20 protein-coding genes, 1 pseudogene and 1 CRISPR repeat array are annotated in these 24,136 nt (G+C 75.1%); of the genes and pseudogenes, 14 read left to right on the forward strand and 7 right to left on the reverse strand.

Annotated elements, in window-relative coordinates:
- Positions 1 to 425 precede the first annotated feature (425 nt).
- From ACFY61_RS31265 to ACFY61_RS31280, 4 genes are all read left to right on the forward strand, one after another.
- Positions 426 to 2,171: an FG-GAP repeat domain-containing protein gene (locus tag ACFY61_RS31265; RefSeq protein WP_389477674.1), complete on the forward strand. Its 1,746-nt coding sequence runs from the start codon at positions 426 to 428 to the stop codon at positions 2,169 to 2,171.
- 241 nt (positions 2,172 to 2,412) lie between these two features.
- Positions 2,413 to 4,273: a CRISPR direct-repeat array (repeat unit 29 nt; unit sequence CTGCTCCCCGCGCACGCGGGGATGACCCC).
- A gap of 230 nt (positions 4,274 to 4,503) precedes the next feature.
- Positions 4,504 to 5,610, forward strand: a complete 1,107-nt coding sequence (locus tag ACFY61_RS31270; protein WP_389477676.1) for an ABC transporter substrate-binding protein — start codon at positions 4,504 to 4,506, stop codon at positions 5,608 to 5,610.
- Between the two features lie 98 nt (positions 5,611 to 5,708).
- The gene (locus ACFY61_RS31275; protein ID WP_389477678.1) at positions 5,709 to 6,461 is read left to right on the forward strand and encodes a PIG-L deacetylase family protein; all 753 of its coding nucleotides are present in this window, start codon (positions 5,709 to 5,711) and stop codon (positions 6,459 to 6,461) included.
- Positions 6,462 to 6,531: 70 nt separating this feature from the next.
- Positions 6,532 to 7,368 (forward strand): enoyl-CoA hydratase/isomerase family protein, encoded by an 837-nt coding sequence (locus ACFY61_RS31280; RefSeq protein WP_389477680.1) that lies wholly within the window; start codon positions 6,532 to 6,534, stop codon positions 7,366 to 7,368.
- A gap of 153 nt (positions 7,369 to 7,521) precedes the next feature.
- Here ACFY61_RS31280 and ACFY61_RS31285 read toward each other — a convergent pair whose 3' ends face one another.
- From ACFY61_RS31285 to ACFY61_RS31295, 3 genes are all read right to left on the reverse strand, one after another.
- Positions 7,522 to 9,264 carry an SMI1/KNR4 family protein gene (locus tag ACFY61_RS31285; RefSeq protein WP_389477682.1) on the reverse strand — a complete coding sequence of 581 codons (1,743 nt, stop codon included), beginning with the start codon at positions 9,262 to 9,264 and terminating at the stop codon, positions 7,522 to 7,524.
- An 83-nt stretch (positions 9,265 to 9,347) separates the two neighbouring features.
- Positions 9,348 to 10,355: an SDR family oxidoreductase gene (locus tag ACFY61_RS31290; RefSeq protein WP_389477685.1), complete on the reverse strand. Its 1,008-nt coding sequence runs from the start codon at positions 10,353 to 10,355 to the stop codon at positions 9,348 to 9,350.
- A 78-nt stretch (positions 10,356 to 10,433) separates the two neighbouring features.
- On the reverse strand, positions 10,434 to 11,582 hold the full coding sequence (locus tag ACFY61_RS31295) for a hypothetical protein (protein WP_389477687.1): 1,149 nt from the start codon (positions 11,580 to 11,582) through the stop codon (positions 10,434 to 10,436).
- Positions 11,583 to 11,872: 290 nt separating this feature from the next.
- Between ACFY61_RS31295 and ACFY61_RS31300 the strand changes: the two genes are divergently transcribed.
- From ACFY61_RS31300 to ACFY61_RS31325, 6 genes are all read left to right on the forward strand, one after another.
- Positions 11,873 to 12,886, forward strand: a complete 1,014-nt coding sequence (locus ACFY61_RS31300; protein WP_389477689.1) for an NADPH:quinone oxidoreductase family protein — start codon at positions 11,873 to 11,875, stop codon at positions 12,884 to 12,886.
- Positions 12,883 to 14,070 (forward strand): acyl-CoA dehydrogenase family protein, encoded by a 1,188-nt coding sequence (locus ACFY61_RS31305; protein WP_389477691.1) that lies wholly within the window; start codon positions 12,883 to 12,885, stop codon positions 14,068 to 14,070. Before ACFY61_RS31300 ends, ACFY61_RS31305 begins: the two co-directional genes overlap by 4 nt.
- Positions 14,067 to 15,143, forward strand: a complete 1,077-nt coding sequence (locus ACFY61_RS31310; RefSeq protein ID WP_389477694.1) for an acyl-CoA dehydrogenase family protein — start codon at positions 14,067 to 14,069, stop codon at positions 15,141 to 15,143. The genes ACFY61_RS31305 and ACFY61_RS31310 overlap by 4 nt, the downstream gene beginning before the upstream one ends.
- 518 nt (positions 15,144 to 15,661) lie before the next feature.
- Complete coding sequence (locus ACFY61_RS31315) at positions 15,662 to 16,195, forward strand: GNAT family N-acetyltransferase (protein WP_389477696.1); 534 nt, start codon at positions 15,662 to 15,664, stop codon at positions 16,193 to 16,195.
- Positions 16,196 to 16,225: 30 nt separating this feature from the next.
- Positions 16,226 to 16,600 carry a tyrosinase family oxidase copper chaperone gene (locus ACFY61_RS31320; protein ID WP_389477698.1) on the forward strand — a complete coding sequence of 125 codons (375 nt, stop codon included), beginning with the start codon at positions 16,226 to 16,228 and terminating at the stop codon, positions 16,598 to 16,600.
- Between the two features lie 15 nt (positions 16,601 to 16,615).
- Positions 16,616 to 17,482 carry a tyrosinase family protein gene (locus ACFY61_RS31325; protein ID WP_389477700.1) on the forward strand — a complete coding sequence of 289 codons (867 nt, stop codon included), beginning with the start codon at positions 16,616 to 16,618 and terminating at the stop codon, positions 17,480 to 17,482.
- A 136-nt stretch (positions 17,483 to 17,618) separates the two neighbouring features.
- Here ACFY61_RS31325 and ACFY61_RS31330 read toward each other — a convergent pair whose 3' ends face one another.
- Entirely contained in the window at positions 17,619 to 17,900 is a 282-nt protein-coding gene (locus tag ACFY61_RS31330) for a chaplin (RefSeq protein ID WP_389477702.1), read from the reverse strand.
- A gap of 94 nt (positions 17,901 to 17,994) precedes the next feature.
- Positions 17,995 to 18,342 carry a hypothetical protein gene (locus ACFY61_RS31335; protein ID WP_389477704.1) on the reverse strand — a complete coding sequence of 116 codons (348 nt, stop codon included), beginning with the start codon at positions 18,340 to 18,342 and terminating at the stop codon, positions 17,995 to 17,997.
- Positions 18,343 to 18,530: 188 nt separating this feature from the next.
- On the opposite strand from ACFY61_RS31335, the gene ACFY61_RS31340 reads away from it, so the two are divergent.
- A complete protein-coding gene (locus ACFY61_RS31340) occupies positions 18,531 to 20,024 on the forward strand; it encodes a carboxylesterase/lipase family protein (protein ID WP_389477706.1) in 1,494 nt (497 codons plus the stop codon).
- Here ACFY61_RS31340 and ACFY61_RS31345 read toward each other — a convergent pair.
- Both ACFY61_RS31345 and ACFY61_RS31350 read right to left on the reverse strand, forming a co-directional pair.
- The gene (locus ACFY61_RS31345; protein ID WP_389477708.1) at positions 20,002 to 21,087 is read right to left on the reverse strand and encodes an alpha/beta hydrolase; all 1,086 of its coding nucleotides are present in this window, start codon (positions 21,085 to 21,087) and stop codon (positions 20,002 to 20,004) included. The two genes, ACFY61_RS31340 and ACFY61_RS31345, sit on opposite strands and share 23 nt — an antisense overlap.
- Before the next feature lie 178 nt (positions 21,088 to 21,265).
- Complete coding sequence (locus ACFY61_RS31350) at positions 21,266 to 21,955, reverse strand: GNAT family N-acetyltransferase (RefSeq protein ID WP_389477710.1); 690 nt, start codon at positions 21,953 to 21,955, stop codon at positions 21,266 to 21,268.
- 140 nt (positions 21,956 to 22,095) lie between these two features.
- On the opposite strand from ACFY61_RS31350, the gene ACFY61_RS31355 reads away from it, so the two are divergent.
- From ACFY61_RS31355 to ACFY61_RS31365, 3 genes and pseudogenes are all read left to right on the forward strand, one after another.
- Positions 22,096 to 22,896, forward strand: coding sequence for an alpha/beta fold hydrolase (locus ACFY61_RS31355; RefSeq protein ID WP_389477713.1), 801 nt, complete (start codon positions 22,096 to 22,098; stop codon positions 22,894 to 22,896).
- Between the two features lie 148 nt (positions 22,897 to 23,044).
- Positions 23,045 to 23,236, forward strand: a pseudogene (locus tag ACFY61_RS31360) (MFS transporter); the annotation flags it as partial.
- Between the two features lie 205 nt (positions 23,237 to 23,441).
- Positions 23,442 to 24,125: a (2Fe-2S)-binding protein gene (locus tag ACFY61_RS31365; RefSeq protein WP_389477715.1), complete on the forward strand. Its 684-nt coding sequence runs from the start codon at positions 23,442 to 23,444 to the stop codon at positions 24,123 to 24,125.
- Positions 24,126 to 24,136: the final 11 nt, after the last annotated feature.

Below are 24,136 nucleotides of genomic sequence, written 5' to 3' on the forward strand. Positions count from 1 at the left end.
GTATTTGCCGTCCCCCCCAGGGGCGGGGGGCTATGCCGCCGGGGGGGGGGTCTAATTGGGCCGGGGGGCCGGGGGCCCCGACCGGGCCCCGGGCCCCACCCCGCCCCCCCCCCCCGGGGGGGGGGCAACGCCAGGTAACGCCCCTCCAGGCCCACCCCGACGACGCCAGCGGTAACGCCGCCGACGAGTCCCGGAGCGGGACAGTGGCCGGTGGCGTCGCCGACGACGTTCCAGGGGCCGAAAGGTTGTACGGAAAACATCTAGGACCTCCCGCGCCCCACCAGTACCCTTCGAGGACTTCCGGGGGGAACCACCGATTCACCCGCGCCGTCGGCTTGTCGCGTGCCGTCTTTCCGCGCAAGCCCGTGCCGCCCGCGCGCTTCGGCCTCCGCCCGGTTTCACCTGACACCCAGAGGAAACCCCCTTTGTCTCCTTCGCGCTCCCAGCGCCTCGGCCGCGTCGCGGCCTGCACCGCGCTCGCCCTCGCAGCGGGCACCCTGCTCGCCGCCGCGCCCGCGACCGCCGCCCCGGCGGCGCCCGCGCCCGAAGCCGTCCAGGACAAGTCGAAGCCGGCCGGGCCCACGGCCGCCACCGCCCACCGCCCGGCCCAGCAGGGCGCCCCGGCGGGCCGCTCCACGTACGCCTTCAAGCCCGCCAAGCCGCGTCTCGACCTCGACGGCGACGGCCGGACCGACATCCTGTCCCGCAGCCAGCACGGCTACTCCGCCGCCAACCTCACCGGCGACGGCATCGACACCGGCAGCGATTACAAGCTGCACGGTGAGGACACGGAGACGGTCCGCGACGTCATCGCCGTCGGCAACATCCGGGGCGCGTGGGGCACCGAGGTGCTGCAGTGGTCGTACGACGGCCGCATCTCCATGCACGAGGCCTACGCCGGCTCCACGCAGCCCGCCACCTGGACCGGCCGTGGCTGGTCCATCTACAACAAGGTCGTCGCCGCCGGCGATCTGACCGGCGACGGGCGCGGTGACCTCCTGGCCCGCACCCCGGCCGGCGACCTGTACCTGTACCGGGCGACCGGTTCCGCCTCCGGCGAGCCCTTCGCGACCCGCGTGAAGATCGGTCCCGGCTGGCAGGCCTTCGACCAGATCGTGGGCGCCAACGACGTCGACGCCGACGGCTTCGGTGACCTGCTCACCAGGACCCCCGACGGCAACCTGTACTACTACAAGGGCACCGGCCAGGCCTCCGCCCCGTTCAAGGCCCGCACCTGGGTCGGCGGCGGCTGGAACGCCTACAACAAGGTGTTCGCGGCGGACGACCAGACCGGCGACGGCAAGGCCGACCTGTACGCCGTCACCCCGTGGGGCAAGCTGTACTTCTACGCCTCGCAGGGCAACGGCAAGTTCGCCGCCCGCCAGCAGACCGGCGACAACTGGCGCAACAGCGAGCTGATCGTGGGCTCGGGCGTCACCCCGGTCTACGGCAAGCACGGCCTGTACGGCGTGGACACCTCCAACGTGCTCAAGAGCCACGTCAACCAGACCAACGGCCGCTTCTGGGACGACAGCTACCACTACTACAAGGCCTGGACCCCCGGCACCCAGCTGGTGGTCGTCGCCGGGGTCGACAAGACCAACTGGGCCCTCCCGTACAGCTGGGACGGCACCTCGCTGACCCGGTTCCCGAAGGACCTGAAGGTCGACGGCGACTTCTCCAACACGAACGCGCTCGTCGGGCCCGGCGACCTCACCGGGGACGGCAAGGGCGACCTGCTGACCCGCGACACCTGGGGCAACCTCTGGCTGCGCGCGGGCAACGGCACGGAGACCGGGTTCGGCAGCCCGGTCAAGACCGGGCCGGGCTGGAACACGTACAAGACCATCGCCGGCGGCGGTGACATCTCCGGTGACGGCCGCGCCGACATCGTGGCCGTCACGCACGACGGCCAGCTGTACGCCTACAAGGGCACCGGCAACGCGGCGGCCCCGTTCGGCGGCCGCGAGCTGGTGGGGCCGGGCTGGAACGCGTACAGCGCGCTCACCGTGGCCGGCGACCTCAACGGCGACGGCCGCGCGGACCTCGCCGCCCGCGACTCCGCCGGCACGATGTGGCTCTACCGCTCGCAGGGCTACGGCGGCACGAAGACGTTCGCCGGCCGCGAGTGGCTGGCCGGCGGCTGGAACACGTACACCCAGCTCAACTGACCACCCCCGCCCGAACCGGCGCCCCGCCCCCGCCCCGGGGGGCGGCGCGCCGCCTCGCCCCACCCAAGCCGGCGATCGCCGCCCGCCCTCAGCCGGTGGCACGGCCAGAGTCCGTCACTCGCGCTGCGCTACCGGTCGCCAACTTGAGCAGCCTGGTGTACCGGTTGGCACGTATATGCCGGACTCCGCGAAAGTGCTGCAAACAAGCCCGCTGCCCCCATAAAGTGCCAGCTGAACGAGCCTGCTCCCCGCGCACGCGGGGATGACCCCGTCGGACATATCAGCATCACCGGGCGGCACTCCTGCTCCCCGCGCACGCGGGGATGACCCCGGAGTTCGCGGGGGACGGTTTCTTCGGCCGCCCTGCTCCCCGCGCACGCGGGGATGACCCCGTGAGCGTCTTGGCGTTCGCGCGCACCACCACCTGCTCCCCGCGCACGCGGGGATGACCCCAGGCCGGGGTACGTGTTTGCGGCGGGAAGGATCTGCTCCCCGCGCACGCGGGGATGACCCCGAGCGGGTGGAGGCCCGGCTGGCGGCCTCCGGCTGCTCCCCGCGCACGCGGGGATGACCCCGGCAAGCTGTACGGCGCCGCCCGGTGGCTGGGCTGCTCCCCGCGCACGCGGGGATGACCCCTCGGCTGTTCCTCTGTCGGGTTCGTGCGGGCTCTGCTCCCCGCGCACGCGGGGATGACCCCGACAGCCCCCAGCCGACCAAGCCGAAGAAGCGCTGCTCCCCGCGCACGCGGGGATGACCCCATCTCGATGCTTCGTCCCTTGCGGGAGACATGCTGCTCCCCGCGCACGCGGGGATGACCCCACCGCGTCCTCGTCCATGTCGGTGACGTCGATCTGCTCCCCGCGCACGCGGGGATGACCCCTCGTCGTCGGGGCGATAGAACAGCTCGCGACCCTGCTCCCCGCGCACGCGGGGATGACCCCTTCCGATCGGCCGCCGATTCGAGGCGGTGCGACTGCTTCCCGCGCACGCGGGGATGACCCCCTGGCCGGCCCCACGCTCGCCGGACTCGGCAGCTGCTCCCCGCGCACGCGGGGATGACCCCGTCGGCGCCTACCTGATCGCCGTCGCCTCCGACTGCTCCCCGCGCACGCGGGGATGACCCCACCTACATCGGCAAGGTGGACCAGTCGGCGGACTGCTCCCCGCGCACGCGGGGATGACCCCGAGGCCACCGCGAACATCCCCGCCCAGGCAGGCTGCTCCCCGCGCACGCGGGGATGACCCCGTCGCTAGGTGGTCCCTCGCATAAGGGGCCACCTGCTCCCCGCGCACGCGGGGATGACCCCTATGTGCCGGTGCCCGGATCTCAGATCCTGACCTGCTCCCCGCGCACGCGGGGATGACCCCGCCGGGAGGCGTGCGGTGGACGTACTCGCCCTCTGCTCCCCCGCGCACGCGGGGATGACCCCAACTACCCGGCCCACGCGTGGCACTCGTTCACCCTGCTCCCCGCGCACGCGGGGATGACCCCGACCCGCACCTCGTCGTCGCCGTGCTCGCCAACTGCTCCCCGCGCACGCGGGGATGACCCCCGGACATCGCTGGTCGCGCCTTCGAGGCGACTCTGCTCCCCGCGCACGCGGGGATGACCCCTACGTGCTGCCGACGTCGCGGTACCCCAACACCTGCTCCCCGCGCACGCGGGGATGACCCCCATCTGAGCTACGCGCAAAGTGATTCCGGTAGCTGCTCCCCGCGCACGCGGGGATGACCCCCACGCGGGGGCCGGCGACCGGGACGTGTACAACTGCTCCCTGCGCACGCGGGGATGACCCCATGCCCCAGTCGCCTACGCCCTTGAGGTCGGCCTGCTCCCCGCGCACGCGGGGATGACCCCGTCAGATCGGCGTTGCGGATATCCGCCATGAGCTGCTCCCCGCGCACGCGGGGATGACCCCGTCCACCACATGGGCATGGCTTTCCGGCAGGCCTGCTCCCCGCGCACGCGGGGATGACCCCTTCTTGTACCGCGGTACGTGCTTGGCGACTTCCTGCTCCCCGCGCACGCGGGGATGACCCCACGCCGGCAGTGCGGCAGCTCGGCCAGGGGAACTGCTCCCCGCGCACGCGGGGATGGTGCCCGACGTCGCCGGGGGCTCTGCGATGTGCCGACCGCTTTGCGGCGGGCCGTGGGGGAGGGTGCCCGTGGGGAGTGGGGGCGGCGTTCGCCGCTCCTGTTGGGCGGCCGTTGATAATCGGTTGCCGCCGGTGGTCGCTGCGGGTGCAATGGCCGGGCGGTCGGCCAGGGCGGTGCGGTCTGGCGGGGTCGGGCAGGGTGCGGGGTAGTCGGCGTGGGGGAGGGCGTGCACGTATGGGTACGGCAGCAGGGGGCGCGGCGCAGGTCGGGGGCGTGGGGGTTCGGGTCGGGGTGCTCGTGCCGTTGAGCCGGCCCGGGTGGGTCGGGGCGGGGCGTCATCTGCTGGCCGGGATGGAGTTGGGCGTCCGGGACGTCAATCGTGCCGGTGGGGTGGCCGGGCGGCCGCTGGAGTTGGTGGTTCGGGACACCGCGGCCGATCCGCAGCGGGCCGTGGCCGCCGTGGACGAGCTCGCCGCGCTGGGCGTGGCCGCCGTGGCCGGGGAGTACCACAGCGTCGTCGCCCGGGCCGCCGCCGCCCGGGCCGACGCGCTCGGCCTGCCGTTCCTCTGTTCCTCGGCGGTGCTCGACGCGCTCACCGAGCACCCGACGGAGTGGGTCGCGCGGCTCGCCCCCGCCCAGTCCCACGGCTGGCGGGTCTACGCCGACTTCCTGCTCCGCGCCGGCCACAGCCGCGTCGCCGTCGCCGCCGAGCCCAGTGCGTACTGGGCGTCCGGCGCCCGCATCCTGCGCGAGCACCTCGTTCCTCGCGGCGGCGACCTCGTCGAGCTCGACGCGCGGGCGCTCGACCCGGCCGCCCTGTGCGAGGAGGTCGTCGGGGCGCGCGCGACGGCCCTGCTGCTGCTCGTCGGCCACCCCGAGCCCGCCGTGCCGATCGTCAGGGCCGTCCGCCGCGACCCGCGGCTCACCGGGGTCATGGTCGGCGCCCCCGCCGGGCAGCCGGAACTTGCCGAGTGGGCTGCGCTGCTGGGCGGTGACGGCGCCGCCGTGCCGTTCCTCCGCTACCTGCCCGAGCGCCTCACCCCGCTCGGCGCCCGCGTCGACACGGCCCTGCGCGAGCGGCTGGCCGAAGCGCCCTCGTTCGTCGCCTTCGAGGGCTACGACACCGTCGCCGTCCTCGCCGAAGCACTGCGCCTGCGCCCACCCGGCGCGGCCACCCCCTGGGCGCGCGTCGCCGTCGACGGCACCCGCGGGCCGATCCGGTTCTCCCGCCCCCCGGGCGTCAGCGTGTGGCAGTGGGCCTGGCCGCCCGTCCAGGTCGTGGACCGCGACCCGGGCCGGCCCGACCGTTTCCGGGTGCTGCACACCGCCGAGGAGGCGTGAGCCGCGGGCGGGCGGCGGGGGCGCAGAGTGCCCCGCGCTCTGACATATCCGGGCCCGTCCGCCCGCCCACCCGCGTACGAGTCGCCTATGGTGCGGTCATGACCGAGCAAACCGCACAACTGGAGCCCATGCCCACCGACTGGACGCGGGCCCTCGCCGTGGTCGCCCACCCCGACGACCTCGAATACGGGTGCGCCGCGGCCATCGCGGACTGGACGGACGGCGGCCGTGAGGTCGTCTACGTGCTCGCCACCCGGGGCGAGGCCGGCATCGACACCATCGCCCCCGCCGAGTGCGCCCCGCTGCGCGAGGCGGAGCAGCGGGCCAGCGCGGCGGTGGTCGGCGTGTCCACCGTCGAGTTCCTCGACCACCACGACGGCGTCATCGAGTACGGGCTGGACCTGCGCCGGGACATCGCCGCGGCCATCCGCCGGCACCGCCCGGAACTCGTCATCACCCTCAACCACCGCGACACCTGGGGCCCGGGCCCCGGCGGGTTCTGGAACACCCCCGACCACCGGGCCGTCGGCCGGGCCACCCTGGACGCGGCCGCCGACGCCGGCAACCGCTGGATCTTCCCCGAACTCCTCAGCGAGCAGGGCCTGGAGCCCTGGAACGGGGTCCGCTGGGTGGCGGTGGCCGGTTCCACCACGCCCACCCACGCGGCCGACGCCGGCCCCGGGCTGGAGCGTTCGGTGAAGTCCCTGCTGGAGCACCGCGCGTACATCGAGGTGCTCACCGACCAGGACCCCGAGGAGTACTGCCGGACCTTCCTCACCGGCAACGCGCAGCAGGCGGCGGCCCGCTTCGGCGGCCGGCCGGCGGTGGCGTTCGAGGTCTTCCCCCGGTGAGGTCCGCGACCCTACTCTGACGGATCGTCAGATAGGGGTATGGGTGTGGGTGGGGCGAGGAGGGTCCGGCGTGATCGACACCGTCTCCACGGAGATCCCGGAGGGCAGCGGGGAACGCGTCCGGCTCGACATCGCCGACCGGATCGCCCGCCTCACCCTCTGCCGTCCGGAGAAGCTCAACGGATGGAGCTGGGAGTCCACCCGACAGCTCGGGCTCCTCGCCGACCGGATCCGTTTCCACCCGGAGGTACGGGTGGTCCTGCTCCGCGCCGAGGGCCGGGCCTTCTGCGCGGGCATCGACGTCACCGCCCCCGGTGGCGCGATCGGCGGGGAGTCCCCGGCGGAGCGGAACCGCAACTACTACGAGGGCATCCGCTGGGTGCACGAGCGGTTCTCCGTCCTCGCCCGGCTCCCGCAGCCGGTCGTCGCCGCCGTCCAGGGGTACTGCCTGGGCTTCGGCTTCGAGCTGGCGCTCATGGCCGACATCCGTGTGGCCGCCGCCGACGCGGTCTTCGCGCTGCCCGAAGCCGGCCTGGGGGTCGCCGTCGACGCCGGCGGCGACCTCCGCATCGCCCGCGAGGCGGGCGCCGGCTGGGCCAAGTACCTGGCCCTCACCGGCCGCCGGATCGACGCGGCCACCGCCGAACGCCTCAACCTCGTCCAGCAGGTGGTGCCGCCCGAGGCGCTGGACGAGACCGCCCACGCCCTGGCGGCCGACATCGCCGCCAACGCGCCCCTGGCCGTCCAGGGCATCAAACGCTCCGTGGACGCCTACGCCGACGCCGCGCTGCCCGCCGCCCTGGACCGGGTCGCGATGACCGCCGCGCTCACCCTCACCTCCGAGGACTGCCGCGAGGGCTACTCCGCGAAGGCGGCCCGCCGGCCCCCCGGGTTCGAAGGCCGCTGACGCCCGTCGCCGCCCCAGTACCGCCCTGTCCGCCGCTTGGCCACTGCACTGCCGCCGCTCGACTGCCGCCCTGCCTGCCCTCAGGCACCGCCCTGCAGCCCTCGGGCACCGCCCTGCCACCCCTCCGCTTCCGCCCCGGCCCCCGGCCCGCTCTCACCCCGCCAGGTCCGCCGCCAGCTGCTCCCGCCACCGCACGGACATCCGCTCGTGCAGGACCGTCTCCGCGGCGTACGGCAGCGGTCCCCGCACGAACCCGCTCAGCGCGCGGGCCGCCGCTGTGCGCGCGCCCCACGCTGCGGCGTCGGCCGCGGTCAGGGGCGGGGGCACTTCGCCGTACCGGCTGTCGTCCAGCAGCTGCCGGGCGGCCCGGAACTCGGCCTCCAGGGTCCGCATCCGCAGGCCCAGCGGGCCGTCCGGCGCGAGGTCCACCGGCTCGTCCCGGACGATCCGCTCCAGCGCCCCGGCCACCTCCGGGTACAGGTCGATCCCGGCCTCGGCCGCCAGCCGCACCAGCTGGGCCGCGACCGCCGCCCGCAACCGCTCCGGCTCCGTCCGGGCGATCAGCCCGCCGAGGTCGAAGTCCCGCACCGTGGTGACCTCGTGGTACGGCTCCGCACAGTCGTCGAGCAGCGGCAGCAGCAGCGCGCTCGCCAGAGGTTCCCCGCCGTCCGCCGCAGGGTCGAAGGAGATCCCGTACTCCGCCTCCAGGCCGGCCAGCAGACGCGCGTACGCGGTCGTGGAGCCGGGCCACGGGTCGGCACCGATGCGTTGCAGGTACGTACCGGCGGGCCCGACCACGTAGTCCTCCCGGGGCGAGTCCACCAGCTCCGCCACCTCCGGCCGCACCGCGCCGTCCTCCACCACCGTGACGCGCACCTCCGGGCCCTGCTTGGTCAGCGCCACGACCAGGGCCCCCCGGGACAGCCGGCGCAGCACTTCCGGCCGGCCGAACTGGGCGTCGCCGCCCTCCTGCACGGCGTACGCCCACTCCCCGCACGTCCCGGCCCGCACCATCGGGCGCGACGCCGCCCACGGCGAGGCCGCGGACAGCCGCGCCTGCTCACGGCCCCGGCTCCGCACCGTGTCCGGCACGGCGCCCAGCCGCTCCAGCAGGGCCCCCGGATCCACGCCCGCCACGAACACCACGTCGGGCTGCACGGGCCGCGGCTCACGTCCGCCCGACCCGAACCCTGCCCCGGACGGGACCACAACCCCCGGCACCGGCGGCTCGGGCTCGGCGGTCGCCGCGGCCAGCGCGAGCGGGGACACCGGGTCGGCAACCACCGACCGCTCGTCGTCCCACAGCAGTACGCCCTCCACGCCCAGCGGCACCCGGCCCTCGAAGGGGCTGCCCTGCTCCAGCGCGGTGGCGAAGTCGGCGAGGACGTGGCGCAGGCTCCGCCACGGCGTGAACGAAGGCGCGTCCTCGTCGAAGTACCGGCCGACGCGGCCCAGATGGGGGCCGGTCCGGCAGACCAGGAACAGGCCGTCGGAGGACTGCCACCCGATGCCCAGCGTGACGAGCAGCCGGTGGTGCGGCCAGTAGGCGTACTCGTCCAGCTCGTCCTCGCCGAGCTCCCCGTCGTCGGCCTCGCCGTTCTCCGCGACCGCCCGCAGGAACTCGGTGCTGCGCACGATGTCCGCCACCCCGGACAGCGGCCCGCAGTACGACAGCACCGGTGTCCCCTCGGCGAGTTCGACGCCGTCGTGGCGGAGCAGCGAGGCCCGGAGGTCGTCGGGGAAGGCCACCCCGAGCCGCCGTTCGGCCGCCGCTATCTCCTCCGGGCGGGCGGGCGGCCGCAGCCGGCCGTGGCTGACCGGGGCGTGCCGGGCCAGCCATGCCTCGATGCGGGACCAGGAGTCCTCGACGGTGGGAAGGTCCGCAGCAGTGTCCATGGTCATCAGTCTGCGTCCCCGCACTGACAGCGACCCGGGGCGCGGGCCGGCGCCTGCCCGGCCGGCCGGCTGCGCAGGGGGAGTCAGGGGACGTCCGGCGGCAAGGCGAAGGGAGCGCGGCCCAGTTGGTCGCGGACCGGGACCACCGGCGGGTTGACCAGGGCCCGGCGCTGCCAGTTCGCCCCGTCGACCACCAGCGTGTGCCCCGTGACGAAGCGGGCGTAGGGGGAGGCCAGGAAGGTGGCGGCCCAGCCCAGTTCCCGGGGCAGGCCGACGCGCAGGGCGGGCTGCCGCGCGTCCTTGGCGTCCGGTGCGGCGCGCTCCAGGCCGGTCCGGATGTCCCCGGTCATGTCCTCGTGCGGGAACAGGCCCGGGACGAGCCCGTTGACCTGGATCCCGTACGGCCCCCACTCCACGGCGAGGGTCTCCACCAGGCTCTTCACGCCCGCTTTGGCGGCCGCGCTCGCCGCGAAGCCCGGCCCGCCCGTCCAGGCGTACGAGGCGCCGACGCTGATGACGGACCCCGGGGTGCCGGCCGCCAGGTGGCGGCGGCCGAACTCGCGGGTCGTGAACCAGGTCCCGGTGAGGGTGGTGTCCACGACCGCCCGCCACCCGTTGGGGGAGAGGTCCTCCGCCGGGCAGGGGAAGTTGGCCGCCGCGTTGTTGACGAGTACGTCCGGGAGCCGCCCCGCCGCCGCGGCGGCGTCGAACACCTCCGCCACCCGCCCCGGGTCGCGGATGTCGCAGACCGCCGCGGTCACGCTGCCCGCCCCGGGGACCGCTGCCAGCACCTCGCGGGCCGCGTGGAGCCGCTCCTCGCGGCGGCCGGCGATCAGCAGGTCGGCGCCGAGCCGGGCGAACTCCGCGGCGACGGCCCGGCCCAGCCCCGTACCGCCGCCGGTCACCAGGACCAACCGGCCGGCGTACGTGCCCGGGGGAAGCGCGGCCGCGCCCGGCGGCGGCGGCGGGGGTAGCCCCGGCAGCGGGGGCGGGCAGCCGGTGCTCCGGGACGCCCCGCCCGGGTCCGCGTCCGCGTCGGCCGCGTCCGCGCCGCCCGCGTTCGTGCCCCTGTCCCTGTCCCTGTCGGTCATGGGGCATCGATACCGCCTGCGGGCACAGACCGCCAGGCCCGTGCCCGCCCCCGGCCCGCACACCACCCCGGTACGCCGCTAGGGCTGGTACGCCTGCCGGGAGGCGCACTTCCAGACGACCGCCCTCGTCTTCCCCCTGGCGTTCACGGCGTTTCCGCCGACCCGGTCGTCGTCGGACACCGCCACGCCCTCGGCGGGCTGTCCGTCGGCCAGCCTCGGCAGTGCCAGCACCGGACCGGTCCCCGGCCACAGCACCGCCTGCTCGGTGAGGTGCAGGTCGTCGATGTGCTTGCGGGCGGTGCCGGTTGCCACACCGGTGGTGGGACTGATCCCGTCCAGGCTGGTGGACGGGTGGGTGCTCAGCGGGGCCGGACTGCCCAGGCTGCCGTCGGTGCCCGCCCAGACGCGCGGGCTCCACTCGTACCCGAAGCCGAACCAGTCGCTGCCGACGACCGTCCCGTCCGCCGCGACGTCCGCCACCCAGGCGGTGTTGCCGGTGGCGGGCAGGATCCGGGCCGGGCCGCCGTCCCCGGGCCACAGCACCGGCACGGAGTGCTCCACGCGGCCGCCGGTGTCGGGCTCCGGCCAGGTGACGGTGGCGACGACGTCGCCGCGGGCGTTGATGCCGCCGAGGTTGTCCACCCGGGCGTCCGCCCCGATACCGGTCGGGAAGGTCAGGTTCCGCTCCACCGCGCCGCCGACGACCACCACGACCCCCTCTCGGGTGGAGCTGGTGGCGGCCACCCGGCCCGAGGCGTTCACGTCCAGGCCCGCGAAGGCGTCCGCGGGTGCGGGCAGCGGGGTGACGGCGGGGTCGCCCGCCCGGTAGGTGAAGCCCACCCAGGAGGTGGAGCCGGCCGTCCGGTAACGGCCCGTCATCAGCCCGCCCGCGTTGACGGCGAGCAGCTCGCTGCTCTCGTCGCCCGCGGGAACCGGTACCCGATGGACCGTGGTCCCGGTCCAGTACGCGGCCCTGCCCCGGGAGGAGCCCACCGACAGGTTGCCCGTGCCCAGGGCGCGGACGCCCTCCCTGGGCCAGCCGACCTCGGGCCCCGGCAGCGCGCCGAGGACCGTCAGCGCGGGCCGGCAGGCTCCGGAGGCCGCGGAGTCGGCGCCCGCGGCGGAGACCGTGTCCGCGGAGACCGTGTCCGCGGAGACCGGACCGGCCGCGCCGAGCAGACCGGCCAGCACGGCCGCGGCCGCTCCCGCCGCCATGGATTTCCTCATCTGTCCCCCCTCGTGCAGATGTACGGAGGTTCATGCTGCACGGTGCTCCGTGCGGCGGCACCCGGAATCGCCCACACCGGATGAACCGGCCGGATTCCGACCTCGACGGTCCGGTTCCGCCCCTGGGACGGCCCGCCGTCCGCCCGCGCCGTCCACCCGCGCCGTCCGGACACCCGCCACGGTTCCCGCCACGGTTCCCGCCCCGGAGTGCGCGGAACGGTTCCCAGTCGGGCAAGCGACCGCTTAGTATGCCGCCAGCACGGTCCCCTCACGGCGGCTGGAGGCCCCGGATGAAGGCATGGCGCGTACACACCCACGGCGAGCCCCGCGAGGTCATGCGGCTGGAAGAGGTCCCCGAACCGGAACCCGGCCCCGGCGAGGTACGGCTCCGGGTACGGGCCGCCAACGTCAACTTCCCTGACGCGCTGCTCTGCCGCGGCCACTACCAGGTCCGCCCCCCGCTCCCGTTCACCCCCGGCGTGGAGATCTGCGGCGAGACCGATGATGGTTGCCGTGTCATCGCCAACCCCAGCCTGCCGTACGGCGGTTTCGCCGAGTACGTGACCGCCCCCGAGGCCGCGCTGCTGCCCGCGCCCGAAGCCCTCGACGACGCCGCGGCCGCCGCCCTCCACATCGGGTACCAGACCGGCTGGTTCGGCCTGCACCGGCGGGCCCGCCTCCAGCCCGGCGAGACCCTGCTGGTGCACGCCGCCGCCGGCGGGGTCGGCAGCGCCGCCGTCCAGCTCGGCAAGGCCGCCGGAGCCACCGTCATCGGCGTGGTCGGCGGCAAGGCCAAGGCGCGTACCGCCGAGGAACTCGGCTGCGACCTGGTCGTGGACCGCCACGGCGAGGACATCGCCGCCAGGGTCAGGGAGTTCACCGGTGGCCGGGGGGCGGACGTGGTCTACGACCCCGTCGGCGGCGCGGCGTACGACGCCTCCGCCAAGTGCGTGGCCTTCGAGGGCCGCATCCTCGTCGTCGGCTTCGCCGGCGGCACCGTCCCCGCCCCGGCCCTCAACCACGCCCTGGTCAAGAACTACTCCATCGTCGGCCTGCACTGGGGGCTGTACGCGGCCAAGGACCCCGCCGCGGTCCGCGCCTGCCACGCCGAACTCACCCGGCTCGCCGCCGAAGGCGCCATCGCCCCCCTCGTCAGCGAACGGATCCCGCTCGCCGGAGCCGCCGACGCCGTCCAGCGCCTCGCCGACGGCACCACCACCGGCCGGCTCGTCGTCGTACCCGACGTCGTCGTCCCCGACGGCGACGGCAGTCGCGGGGGACTTGCCGGCGGAGCCGCCCGATGAGCCCCGTCGACGCCGCCCGACTCGCCTCCCTCACCCGCGAGTTCCTCGCCGCGCACCCGCCGGCAACCACCGACCGCACCGCGTTCCTGCGGGCCCGCTTCGACGCCGGACTCGCCTGGGTCCACTTCCCCCAAGGGCTCGGCGGCCTGGACGCACCCCGCTCCCTCCAGGCGGCCGTCGACGCCGAACTCGAAGCCGCCGGGGCCCCCGACAACGACCCCCGCCGCATCGGCATCGGACTCGGCATGGCCGCCCCGACGATCCTCGCCTACGGCACCGAGGAGCAGAAGCGCCGCTTCCTGCGCCCGCTCTGGGTCGGCGAGGAGGTCTGGTGCCAGCTCTTCAGCGAACCCGGAGCCGGCTCGGACCTCGCCGCGCTCGCCACCCGTGCCGTCCGCGACGGCGACCACTGGGTGGTCGACGGCCAGAAGGTGTGGACCTCCAGCGCGCACACCGCCCGCTGGGCGATCCTCGTCGCCCGCACCGACCCGGACCTGCCCAAGCACCAGGGCATCACGTACTTCCTGTGCGACATGACCGACCCCGGCGTCGAGGTCCGGCCCCTGCGTCAGATCACCGGCGAGGCCGAGTTCAACGAGGTCTTCCTCACCGGCGTCCGCATCCCCGACGCGCATCGGCTCGGCGCCGTCGGCCAGGGCTGGGAGGTCGCCCGCACCACCCTGATGAACGAACGCGTCTCCATCGGCGGCATGCGGCTGCCCCGTGAGGGCGGGATGATCGGCCCCGTCGCCGCCACCTGGCGGGCCCGGCCCGAACTCCGCGGACCCGCCCTGCACGACCGCCTCCTCACCCTCTGGGTGGAGGCCGAGGTGTCCCGCCTCACCGCCGAACGGCTCCGCCAGCAGCTCGCTGCCGGACGGCCCGGCCCCGAGGGCTCCGGCATGAAACTCGCCTTCGCCCGCCTCAACCAGCGGATCAGCGCCCTGGAGGTCGAACTCCTCGGCGAGGAAGGCCTGTTGTACGACGACTGGACCATGCGGAGGCCTGAACACGTCGACTTCACCGGACGCGAGGCCGGTTACCGCTACCTCCGCGCCAAGGGCAACTCCATCGAGGGCGGCACCGACGAGGTCCTCCTCAACGTGGTCGCCGAACGCGTCCTCGGCCTGCCCGCGGAACCGCGCGACGACAAGGACCTCCCCTGGAAGGACCTCGCCCGATGACGGATCTGCTGTACACGGACACGGAGGAGGAACTCCGGGCGTCCGTACGGTCCTTGCTCGCCCACCACGCGGCCCCCGCGACGGTACTGGCCGGCCTCGAACGCCCGGGGCCCCGCGACCCGCGGGCCTGGGACGCCCTCGCGGCCGGTGTCGGCGCGGCCGGACTGCTCGTCCCGGAGGAACTCGGCGGGCAGGGGGCGACGCACCGCGAGGCGGCCGTGGTCCTGGAGGAACTCGGCCGCGCCGTGGCCCCCTTGCCGTACCTGACCAGCGCGGTCGTGGCCACCGAGATCCTGCTGGACTGCGCCCCCGGGTCGGCGGAGGCCACCGCCCTGCTGGAGCGGCTCGCCGGGGGCCGGACCGTGTGCGTGGCGGCCCTGCCGCTCACCCTCGGCCCTGGCGGGCCGCTGCCGGACGGGCGGCCCGGGCCGGTGGGCGCGGTGGCCGACGCCGACGCCGCGGACGTGTTCCTCGTCGCCGCCGCGACCGGCCTGTACGCGGTGCCCGCCGGGGCCGCCGTCCTCGAACGGCAGGTCCCGCTGGACCTCACCCGGCCCCTGGCGCGGGTCACCGCGGCGGCGGACGACGGCATCCGGCTGGCGGGACCGGACGACGCCCGGCGGGCGGTACGCCGCGGGCTCCTCGCCGGGGCGGGGCTGCTCGCCTCGGAGCAGCTGGGCCTGGCGGAGTGGTGCCTGACCGAGACCGTCGGGTACCTGCGGGTCCGCCACCAGTTCAACCGGCCGCTGGGCTCCTTCCAGGCGCTCAAGCACCGGCTGGCCGGGCTCTGGCTGGACGTCGCCTCCGCCCGGGCGGCCGCCCGGGCCGCGGCGGACGCGCTGGCCGCCGGGGCGGCCGACGCGGAGCTGCTGGTGGCGGTGGCGCAGGCGTACTGCTCGGGGGTGGCGGTGCGGGCCGCCGAGGAGTGCCTACAGCTGCACGGCGGCATCGGGATGACGTGGGAGCATCCGGCGCACCTCTACCTCAAGCGCGCGAAGGCCGACTCCCTCGCGCTCGGCACCCCCGCCCACCACCGCGCCACGGTCGCCACCCTGACCGCCCTCCACCCGTAACCGGCCCGGCCCGGCGGCGCCGCCGCACGGCCCGGTTCCGGCTGGGCTTCCGGGGCTCTGCCCCGGACCCCGCGCCTCAATCGCCGGCGGGGCTGGTGTGGTGCGGCCGTTCTTGGCGCCCGGGCTGGGGCTTCGCCCGGCGCGCAGTGTCCCGGGCGGGGCTTGCCAGCCCGAGCGGCGTTTGAGCGGACCCGGTTGGGGTGTCGCCGCGCGGGCCGGTTCCGGCTGGGCCTCTGGGGCTCTGCCCCGGACCCCGCGCCTCAATCGCCGGCGGGGCTGGTGTGGTGCGGCTGCTCTCGTTGCCCTGGCGGGGGCTTTGCCCCGCCAGGCGCTGTCCCGGGGGCGCCTCCAGCCCGAGCGGCGTTTGAGCGGGCCCGGCGCGGGCGCCGCCGCACGGCCTGGTTCCGCGGGGCAGCCGCCAGCGGGCCGGTCGGCGGCGGGAATGGTGGGGCGCGGCTCCGCGTGGGCGGCCGGGGGTGCCGGGGTGGCGGCGGGGGGGAGATCACTAGGGTGGGCGCGTGACGACCGTTGACATTCGTCGGCTGGACGCGGCCGGCCTCCGCGCCCGCCGCCAGGAACTCGCCGAGCTGCTGCTCGCCGTCGTCGACGGCGGCGCCTCCCTCGGGTTCCTCGCCGACCTCGACGAGGCCGCCGCCCGCGACTGGTGGGAGGCCCTGCTGCCGGCCGTCGAGGACGGCAGCCTCGCCCTGTGGGTGTCCGTGACCGACGGCCACCTCGACGGCACCGTCAGCTGGTACCGCGAGTCCAAGCCCAACGGCCGCCACCGGGCCGAGCTGCGCAAGCTGATGGTCCACCCCGCCGCCCGGGGCCGCGGCACCGCCGCCGCGCTGCTCGCCGAAGCCGAGCGCGCGGCCGCCGACGCCGGCATCGTGCTGCTGTTCCTCGACACCGAGACCGGCAGCGGCGCCGAGCGGGTGTACCGGCGGGCCGGGTGGACCGAGGCCGGCACCATCCCCGACTACGCCACCGACCCGGCCGGCAACCTGCGGCCCACCACCCTGTTCTACAAGCACCCGTCCGGCGCCAGGTGACCTAGCCCGCCGGGCGGCGTTAACCCGGGTATGAGCGCGACGCCCCTCACCCGCCGCACGCTGCTGCGCACGGCGTTCACCGCCGCCGTCCTCGCCGGGACGGCCGCAGCCCTCTCGCCGCTGCTCCGGGCCCGCCGGCCCCGGCCCGTCACCGCCCCGGACGGCGACCCCGTCCAGGTCTCCGAGGAGACCTACCGGGGCCGGCACATCGCCGTGGACACGACGGGGGGCGTACGGATCGACGGCCGCGCCCTGCACGTGATGCGCCGCGCCGACGGCAGTTACCTCAGCGGGATCAACCACTTCGAGTCCTTCGCCTCGCCGCTGGACCTGGCCCGCGCGGCCGTCGACGAACTCGGCACCACGCAGCTCGCGGCGGCCGCCACCGCCGCCCACCACGGCTGACCGGGAGGAACCCGCGTGTACACCCGGCAGAACTACCGGAACCTGACCTCCGCGCAGCGCAAGCGCTTCGTCGCCGCCCTCCTCGAACTCAAGCGGAACGGGACCTACGACCGCTTCGTCCGCACCCACGACCGCTGGTTCGTGCCCGACCGCGAGCGCAGGCTGCGGGTCGGCCACATGTCCCCGTCGTTCTTCCCCTGGCACCGCCAGTACCTGCTGGACTTCGAAGCCGAGTTGCGCCGCCTCGACCCCGGCCTGGCCATCCCGTACTGGGACTGGACCGCCGACCGCAACCCGGCCGGCCCGCTGTGGGCCGAGGACTTCATGGGCGGTACCGGCCGCGACACCGACCGCAAGGTGATGACCGGCCCGTTCGCCCACGACCGGGGCAACTGGCCGATCACCGTGGGGCTGACCGAGGGCCGCTTCCTGACCCGCAATCTGGGACGCCCCCACAACCCGATCACCCTCCCCACCGCCGCCGAACTCCAGTGGGCCGTCGACGACCCGGTCTACGACACCGCGCCCTGGGACTCCACGGCCACGGCCGGCGGCTTCCGCAACAAGCTGGAGGGCTGGGCGGCCCCGCGCAGCGAACGCTGGCGCAACCACAACAAGGTCCACCAGTGGATCGGCGGGCACATGACCGGCGGCACGGCCCCCAACGACCCGGTGTTCTGGCTGCACCACGCCTTCGTGGACCTGGTGTGGGACCGCTGGCAGCAGAAGCACCCCGGTTCGGGCTACCTGCCGGCGCGGCCGCTGGAAGTCGGCGACCTGCAGCGCGGCCGGGTCATCGCCCTCGACGAGCCGATGCCCCCGTGGAACATCACCCCCCGCGAGGTCCTCAGCCACCGGGGTGTCTACCGGTACGAGGTCTGAGGTCTGAGGCCTGAGGAGACGGCGAGACGGCGACAGCGCACAGGCCGCACAGGCCGCAGAGAGCGCAGAGGGCACGGAGGGTGCAGACGGGAAGGGCCCCCGCCTTTCGGCGGGGGCCCTCCGGGATCGTCGCGGCTCAGTGGCCGTAGCCACCGGTGGTGTGACCACCGTTGCCACCGGACGCGTTCACGCAGGTGTTGCCGAAGGCCGGGTTCAGCAGCGCGATGACGTTGACGGTGTTGCCGCAGACGTTGACCGGGACGTGCACCGGAACCTGCACCAGGTTGCCCGACAGGACACCGGGGGAGTTGACCGCCTCACCGTGCGCGCCGGCGTCGGCGACGGCCAGACCGGCACCGGCCGCCAGCACGGAGCCGGTGGCAGCGGTGAGGGCAACGGCCTTCGCGATACGCGACATCAAGATCTCCTCATGAGATGTGGGGCGCCGCAGCACTGCGGCATTTGACATGGCATACAACGCCGCCGCGGCCCAGGGGTCACGGCCACTCCGCCTACGCGGTGAAACGCATCGAGTCGAACATCGGGGCCACCGGCGCACTGGCTCCCGGCCGCACCACCGCGACCGGAGAGCCCGAGCAGTCCGGGCCCCGGTACAGCAGGACCGTCGACCGGGTGCGGTTGACCACCGGCCGGGAGCCGCCGCCCTCCGCGGCGAAGCAGCCCGGCCCCAGCGCGACCGGGTGGATCCGGTCGTCCCGGCCCTGGTACTGGACGTCCGGCCCGGCCGCGGCCCACGCCGGACCGGACGGCCCGGCGGGGACGGCGGCGAAGGCGGCCAGCAGCAGGAGCGGTCCGGCGGCGGCCCGGCGGACGGGACGGGGGAATACGGCCATGGCCATGTGACGAAGCCTCGCAGTGCGTGCACGGATCACGGATCCGGATACCCGGCCGGGTACCGGTACGCGTTCAACCGGGGGCGCCCCCGCCCGGGTAACGGCACCCCGGCGCCCGTCACCCGCAGGTGGCGCCCCGGCGGTCCTTGCGCACAATGGGGAGCCGACGAGGCAGTGAACGGAGGGAGGGCGCCATGGGCCCGGGCATCGGGGACGCCGTCCGCGTGCGGACCGGCTACGGCACGGTCGCCGGCCGTGTGGAGCCGGAGGCCCGCACCGGCCGGCCCGTCATCGCCTTCCGCGGCATCCCGTACGCCGCGCCGCCCACCGGTCCGGCGGCCTTCGCCGCGCCCGCCCCGCCCGCTCACTGGGACGGAGTACGGCAGGCGGTCGAGTTCGGCCCGACCCCGCCCAAGGCTCCCTACCCGCCGGCGTACGCACGCCTGCTGCCCGACCCCGCGGTGCCCGGCGAGGACTTCCTGAACCTCAACGTGTGGACCCCCGACCCGGCGCCGTCGGCCCGGCTGCCGGTCATGGTGTGGCTGCACGGCGGGGCGCTCACCCGCGGCTCCAGCGCCTGCCCGGTCTACGACGGGGCGCCGTTCGCCCGGGACGGGGTCGTGCTGGTGTCCGTCAACTACCGGCTCGGCGTCCTGGGCTACGGACTGTTCCCCGACGCCCCCGCGAACCGGGGCCTGCTCGACCAGATCGCGGCCCTGGAGTGGGTCCGGGACAACATCGCCGGCTTCGGCGGCGACCCCGACCGGGTCACCGTCTTCGGCGAGTCCGCCGGCGCGATCAGCGTCGGCGCCCTGCTGGCCGCGCCGCGGGCCGCAGGCCTGTTCGCCCGGGCCGTGCTGCAGAGCGGACCGCCCGAAGTACTGCCCCGCGACCGGGTCCGCGCCGCGGTCCGCAGGATCGCGGGCCGGCTGAAGGTGCCCGCCACCGCCGCCGCCTTCGCCGCCGTCGGCACCGCCGGCCTGATGGACGCCCAGGCCGCCGTGCTCAGACGGTCCGGCCCACTGCTCGGCGGTCCGGCGCTCGGCCTGGTGACCGACCCGGGCAGCCTGCCCGCCGACCCGGCGGCCGCCCTCACCTCCGGTGCCGCCTCCGACGACGTCCCGCTGCTGCTCGGCTGGACCACCGAGGAGCACCGGCTCTGGCTGAGCCCCACCGGAGCCCTCGGCCTCCTGGACCGGTTCGGGCCGGTCGCCGTCGGCCTGGCCCGGGCCCGGACCGGCAAGGACCGGGCCGCGGTGGCGGCCCTGCGCGCCGCCCTGCCGGACGCCGGCCCCGGCGAACTCGCCGGGCAGCTGCTCACCGACCTGCTGCTGCGCGATCCGCTGCGCGCCCTGGCGAGCGCGCCGAGGAGCGCCACCAGCCACTGCTACGCCTTCGCCTGGCGGTCCGGCGTCCCCGGCATGGGTGCCTGCCACGCCCTGGACCTGGGCTTCGTCTTCGACACCCTCACCGTGCCGGAGTCGTCCTGGCTGGCGGGCACGACCCCTCCCCAGGCACTGGCCGACGAGATGCACGCGGCCTGGGTGGCCTTCGCCAGGACCGGGGACCCCGGCTGGGCGCCCTGGGACGGTACGGGCCCGCTGAAGGTGTTCGGCGGGCCGGGCACGGACGCGGGGGGCGGGGCCGCCCCGGCCGAGGGCGCGGCTACCGCACGGGTCCTTCCATGACCCTGCTGATGAACCCGATGGCCTGCTGACCCATCGCGGGCACGTACGTCTTGGCGTTGTGCCTGCCGCCCCGGATGACGTTCAGGTCGGTGTGGACGGGGCCCCTGCCGTAGTCGGCGACGAACTTCCTGACGTTCGGCAGCGTGCGGCCGTCGCTCTCCTCGGTGCCGACCTGGAAGGCCAGGTAGACGTCCGGGCCCTTGTGCTCGATCAGCCGGCGGGCCAGCACCCGCGGGTCGTTCTCCGCCTTCTCCTTGTCGTGGCCCTTCCACAGCGGGGAGTCGGGGGCGATGTCGGGGCCCGAGGCGATCACGGCCTTGAACTTGTCCGGGTGCTGGAGGACCGCCTTGAGTCCGGCGAACCCGCCCGTGGAGGACCCCATGAAGGCCCAGCCGTCGCGCGACTTCACCGTGCGGAAGTTCGCCTTCATCAGGTCCGGGACGTCCTCGGCCAGCCAGGTGCCCATCTTCGGCTGTCCGGGTATGTCGGAGCCGTCCCAGTAGACGCCCTTGTCGTCGGGGCCGGGGTTCAGCACGGGCATGGCCAGCAGGAACGGTTTGCCCTTGCCCTGCGCGTACCACTCGCTGATGCTCTTCTGCAGCCCCAGGTCGGTGCCCATCCAGTAGTTGTTCGGGTATCCGGCGCCGCCCGGCAGGGCGATCATCACCGGGAACCCGCTGTGGGCGTACTCCGGGTCCGCGTACTCCTTGGGCGCCCACACCCACACCTTGCCCCTGAACCCCGACTTCCTGCCCTCCAGCTCGGTCACCGCGACGTGGGTGCCGTCGGGCAGGGTCATGGTGTTCGTGAACCGTGCCTGCGGGCCGGTCGGCATCAGCGCCCTGGAGCCCGGGTCCTGCCCGGCGGGGCCGGTCCCGCCGGGCTGCCCGAACGACACGGGGTCGCCCTTGTCGGTGAACGGCGGGATCTCGAAGTGGGTCATCACGGCCGCGGCGCCCAGCCCCAGCACGGCCACCGAGGCCGCGGCCAGGACCCGGCGGCGGACGCGGCCGCGCCGGCGGGCGGCGACGCGGGCGTGCTGCGGGTGCGGGGAACGGGACATGTGGTGCTCTCCTGGTGCCTTGCGGTGCTTCCCGGACGAGGATGCGGAGGCGGCAGCAGGGGTTGCGCACTTTTCCCGTTCTTGTCCCGTTCTTGGCCGGGCCGAGGGCAGTACGTTGCCCTCGGCCGGGCACCGGACGGGCGCGGCCCCCGCCGGGGCGGGGGGCCGCGCAGGACCGTTACGCCGGAACCAGCGTCTTGCGGCGGCGCCGGCGGGCCGGGGCCCGGGCGGCGAGCCGCAGCTCGATGATCGACCGTACGGTCGGCCACTCCTCGTCGAGGACCGAGTAGAACGCCGTACTGCGCACGGCGCCGTCGAGTCCCCGCGAATGGGCCCGGCGCACCCCCTCGCAGGTCAGGCCGAGGCGTTCCATGGCGGCCCGGGAGCGGGTGTTCCGGGCGTCCGCGCGGAGCGAGATCCGCCGGACGCCCCAGGTTTCGAAGGCGTGGCGGAGCATGAGCAGCTTCGCCTCGGTGTTGATGCCCGTCCCCTGGGCCCCCGGCGCCAGCCAGGTGTTGCCGATCTCGGCGGCGTCGGGCACCGCCGTCATCGGATCGCCGTAGGGGACGCCGGGCACGGAAGGCCACACCAGGGGGCCCTGCCAGTAGTCGAGTTCCAGGAAGCGGGTCGAGCCGACCACCACGTCGTCAGTGGCTCTGACGACCGCGAACGGGAGCGACCGGCCCGCGGCCTGATCGGAGAGGGCACGCTCGATGTACGAAAGGGCCGCCTCCAGACCGTGGGGTACCGGAGTGAAGGCGTAAGTCGTACGATCCTCGGCCCCGGCGAGGGCCAGGGCCTCAGCGTGGTGGGGGGCGAGGGGCTCGAGCCGCGTGGTGCGGCCGGCGAGGAGTACGGGTACGGGCACGGAGCCTTCGGTCCTTCGAATGATGGGTGGTGGAACATCTTGCGCTCCTGACAGCACTCCACGAGGAAAACGCGGATGAAAGGGAACCGGCGGTCAGGTGAACGCGCGAGTGGCTCAATGTAACCGTTTACCTTGATCCCATGAACCCCCTTGCTGTGAACGGCACAACACTGTTTTTCGAGGAGTGCGGTCCGGAGGCCGGCCCGCCCGTACTGATGGTTCACGGACACCCCTTCGACCGCACCCTGTGGCGCCTCCAGACGGCCGCACTGGCGGCCGCCGGACACCGGGTCATCGCCCCTGACCTGCGGGGTTACGGAGAGAGCGGGGTCGTGCCGGGCGTCACCCCCTTCGAGGTGTTCGCCGACGACCTGATCGCCGTCCTCGACCACCTCGGCATCGGCCGTGCGGTGGTCTGCGGCGTGTCGATGGGCGGGCAGATCGCCATGGAGGTGCTGCGCCGCCACCCCGGGCGGGTCCGGGCGCTGGTCCTCTCCGACACGTCTCCCGCCCCGGAGACGGAGGAGGGCCGGAAGTTCCGCCGTGAACTGGCGGACCGGCTGGTCTCCGAGGGGATGGGGCCGTACGCCGACGAGGTGATCGGCAGGATGCTGGCGCCCTACAACGTCACCGGAATGCCGGAGGCCGCCGCCCACGTGGACGGCATGATGCGCGGCACCGACCCGGAGGGTGCGGCCGCGGCCCTGCGCGGGCGCGCCGAGCGGCCCGACTACCGGCCGGTGCTGGCGGCCTGCCCGGTGCCGTGCCTGGTGCTGGTCGGCGCCGACGACGAGTACACCCCGGTCGAGGAGGCCGAGCGGCTGCACGCCCTGATCCCCGACTCGCGGCTGGTGGTGATCGAGAACGCGGGGCACCTGCCGGGCGTGGAGCAGCCGGAGTCCTTCAACCGCGCCCTGCTGGACTTCCTGACGGCCCTCTGAGGCGACGCGGGACGCCCCCGGCGGCGGCCGGCTGTGTGGCCCGCCCGACCGGCCCGTGCCGCCCTGTCGGGCGGGCCACGCCGCTGACGGACTCGGCGGGTGACGACGACACGGATCCTCCCCCGGAGCGCCCGGCGTCCCGCGCCGCCTGGCCGCCGCCCGGTCGAGCAGTTCCGTGGGGGACGGCGCCTACTACGTGTGTTCGGTTCTCTGCTTCACCCGGGTGGCGGGTCTCCCACCGGCCTGGATCGGCATCGGACTGACCCTCGCGTGGGCCGTCGGCTCGGTCGCGGGCATCCCGCTGGGGGCGCTCGCCGACCGCCGCGGGCCGCGGGGAACCCGGGCTGCTGCTGGTGGCGGGCGCGGTGCCCCTGGTGGTGGGGGAGATGCGTCATTCCGCCGGGTCCTGGCAGAGGCGGCGGCCCGGCCCGGGATTTCCGTGGTGTCCCTGCCGGGGAGGGGCGGCACCGTCACCTGACATGATCGGGCCCGTGGGCACGGGGACGGCTGGGGGAGCGGACGTGGGCAGGGGAATGGACACGGGGATGGAAGAGGCGCTGGGCCGGCTCGCCGGGGTGGGCCAGTTCTTCACCGTGAGCTGCGGGGACGAGCCGGCCGGGGGCGGGTTCCGCACCCTCGCCGAGCTGTACGCCGGCGGGCCGCCGCTGGAGGGTTACGTCGGGGAGGTCGGCCGCCGGATGGGCGGCGCCGACGACCGGGTGGCCGCGTCCACCCTGCAGTTCGGGCTCGCGGCCCGGATGTGGTCGCTGGGGCTGGGCGCCCTCGCGCTGACCGGACGGGTGCCCGAGCTGGACCCCGGGCGGGTGTGGTGGCGGCTGCCGGAGGGGCGGTCGGTGGAGCTCTGGCTGCCCGACCCCGGGTCACGGCCCGGCGGCGAGCTGGGCGGGACGGTCCTCGCCCACCTGGACGGTCTGCAGGAGACCCTCCGCCGCCGCTACCGGGTCTCGGCGCACACCCTGCGCGGGAACTCCGCCTCGGGGCTGGCCGGCGCCCTGCGCGAGCTGCTGAACCGGATGCCCGGCGCCGAGCCGGTCGCCGTGCCCGCCGTCGCCGCGCTGCTGGGGTCCGGCCCGCTCGCCGGCACCGGGACCTTCGTGCACGAGCTCGGGCTGGGCGTGGCCTTCGTGCGCCGCAGCTGCTGCCTGTACTACCGGGCGCCGGGCGGCGGCCTGTGCGGGGACTGCGTCCTGCGGACCCGGAGGGGATGACGGCCGCGGCG

Origin of the sequence: Streptomyces sp. NPDC012888, assembly GCF_042900645.1 — a bacterium.
Taxonomy (GTDB): domain Bacteria; phylum Actinomycetota; class Actinomycetes; order Streptomycetales; family Streptomycetaceae; genus Streptomyces.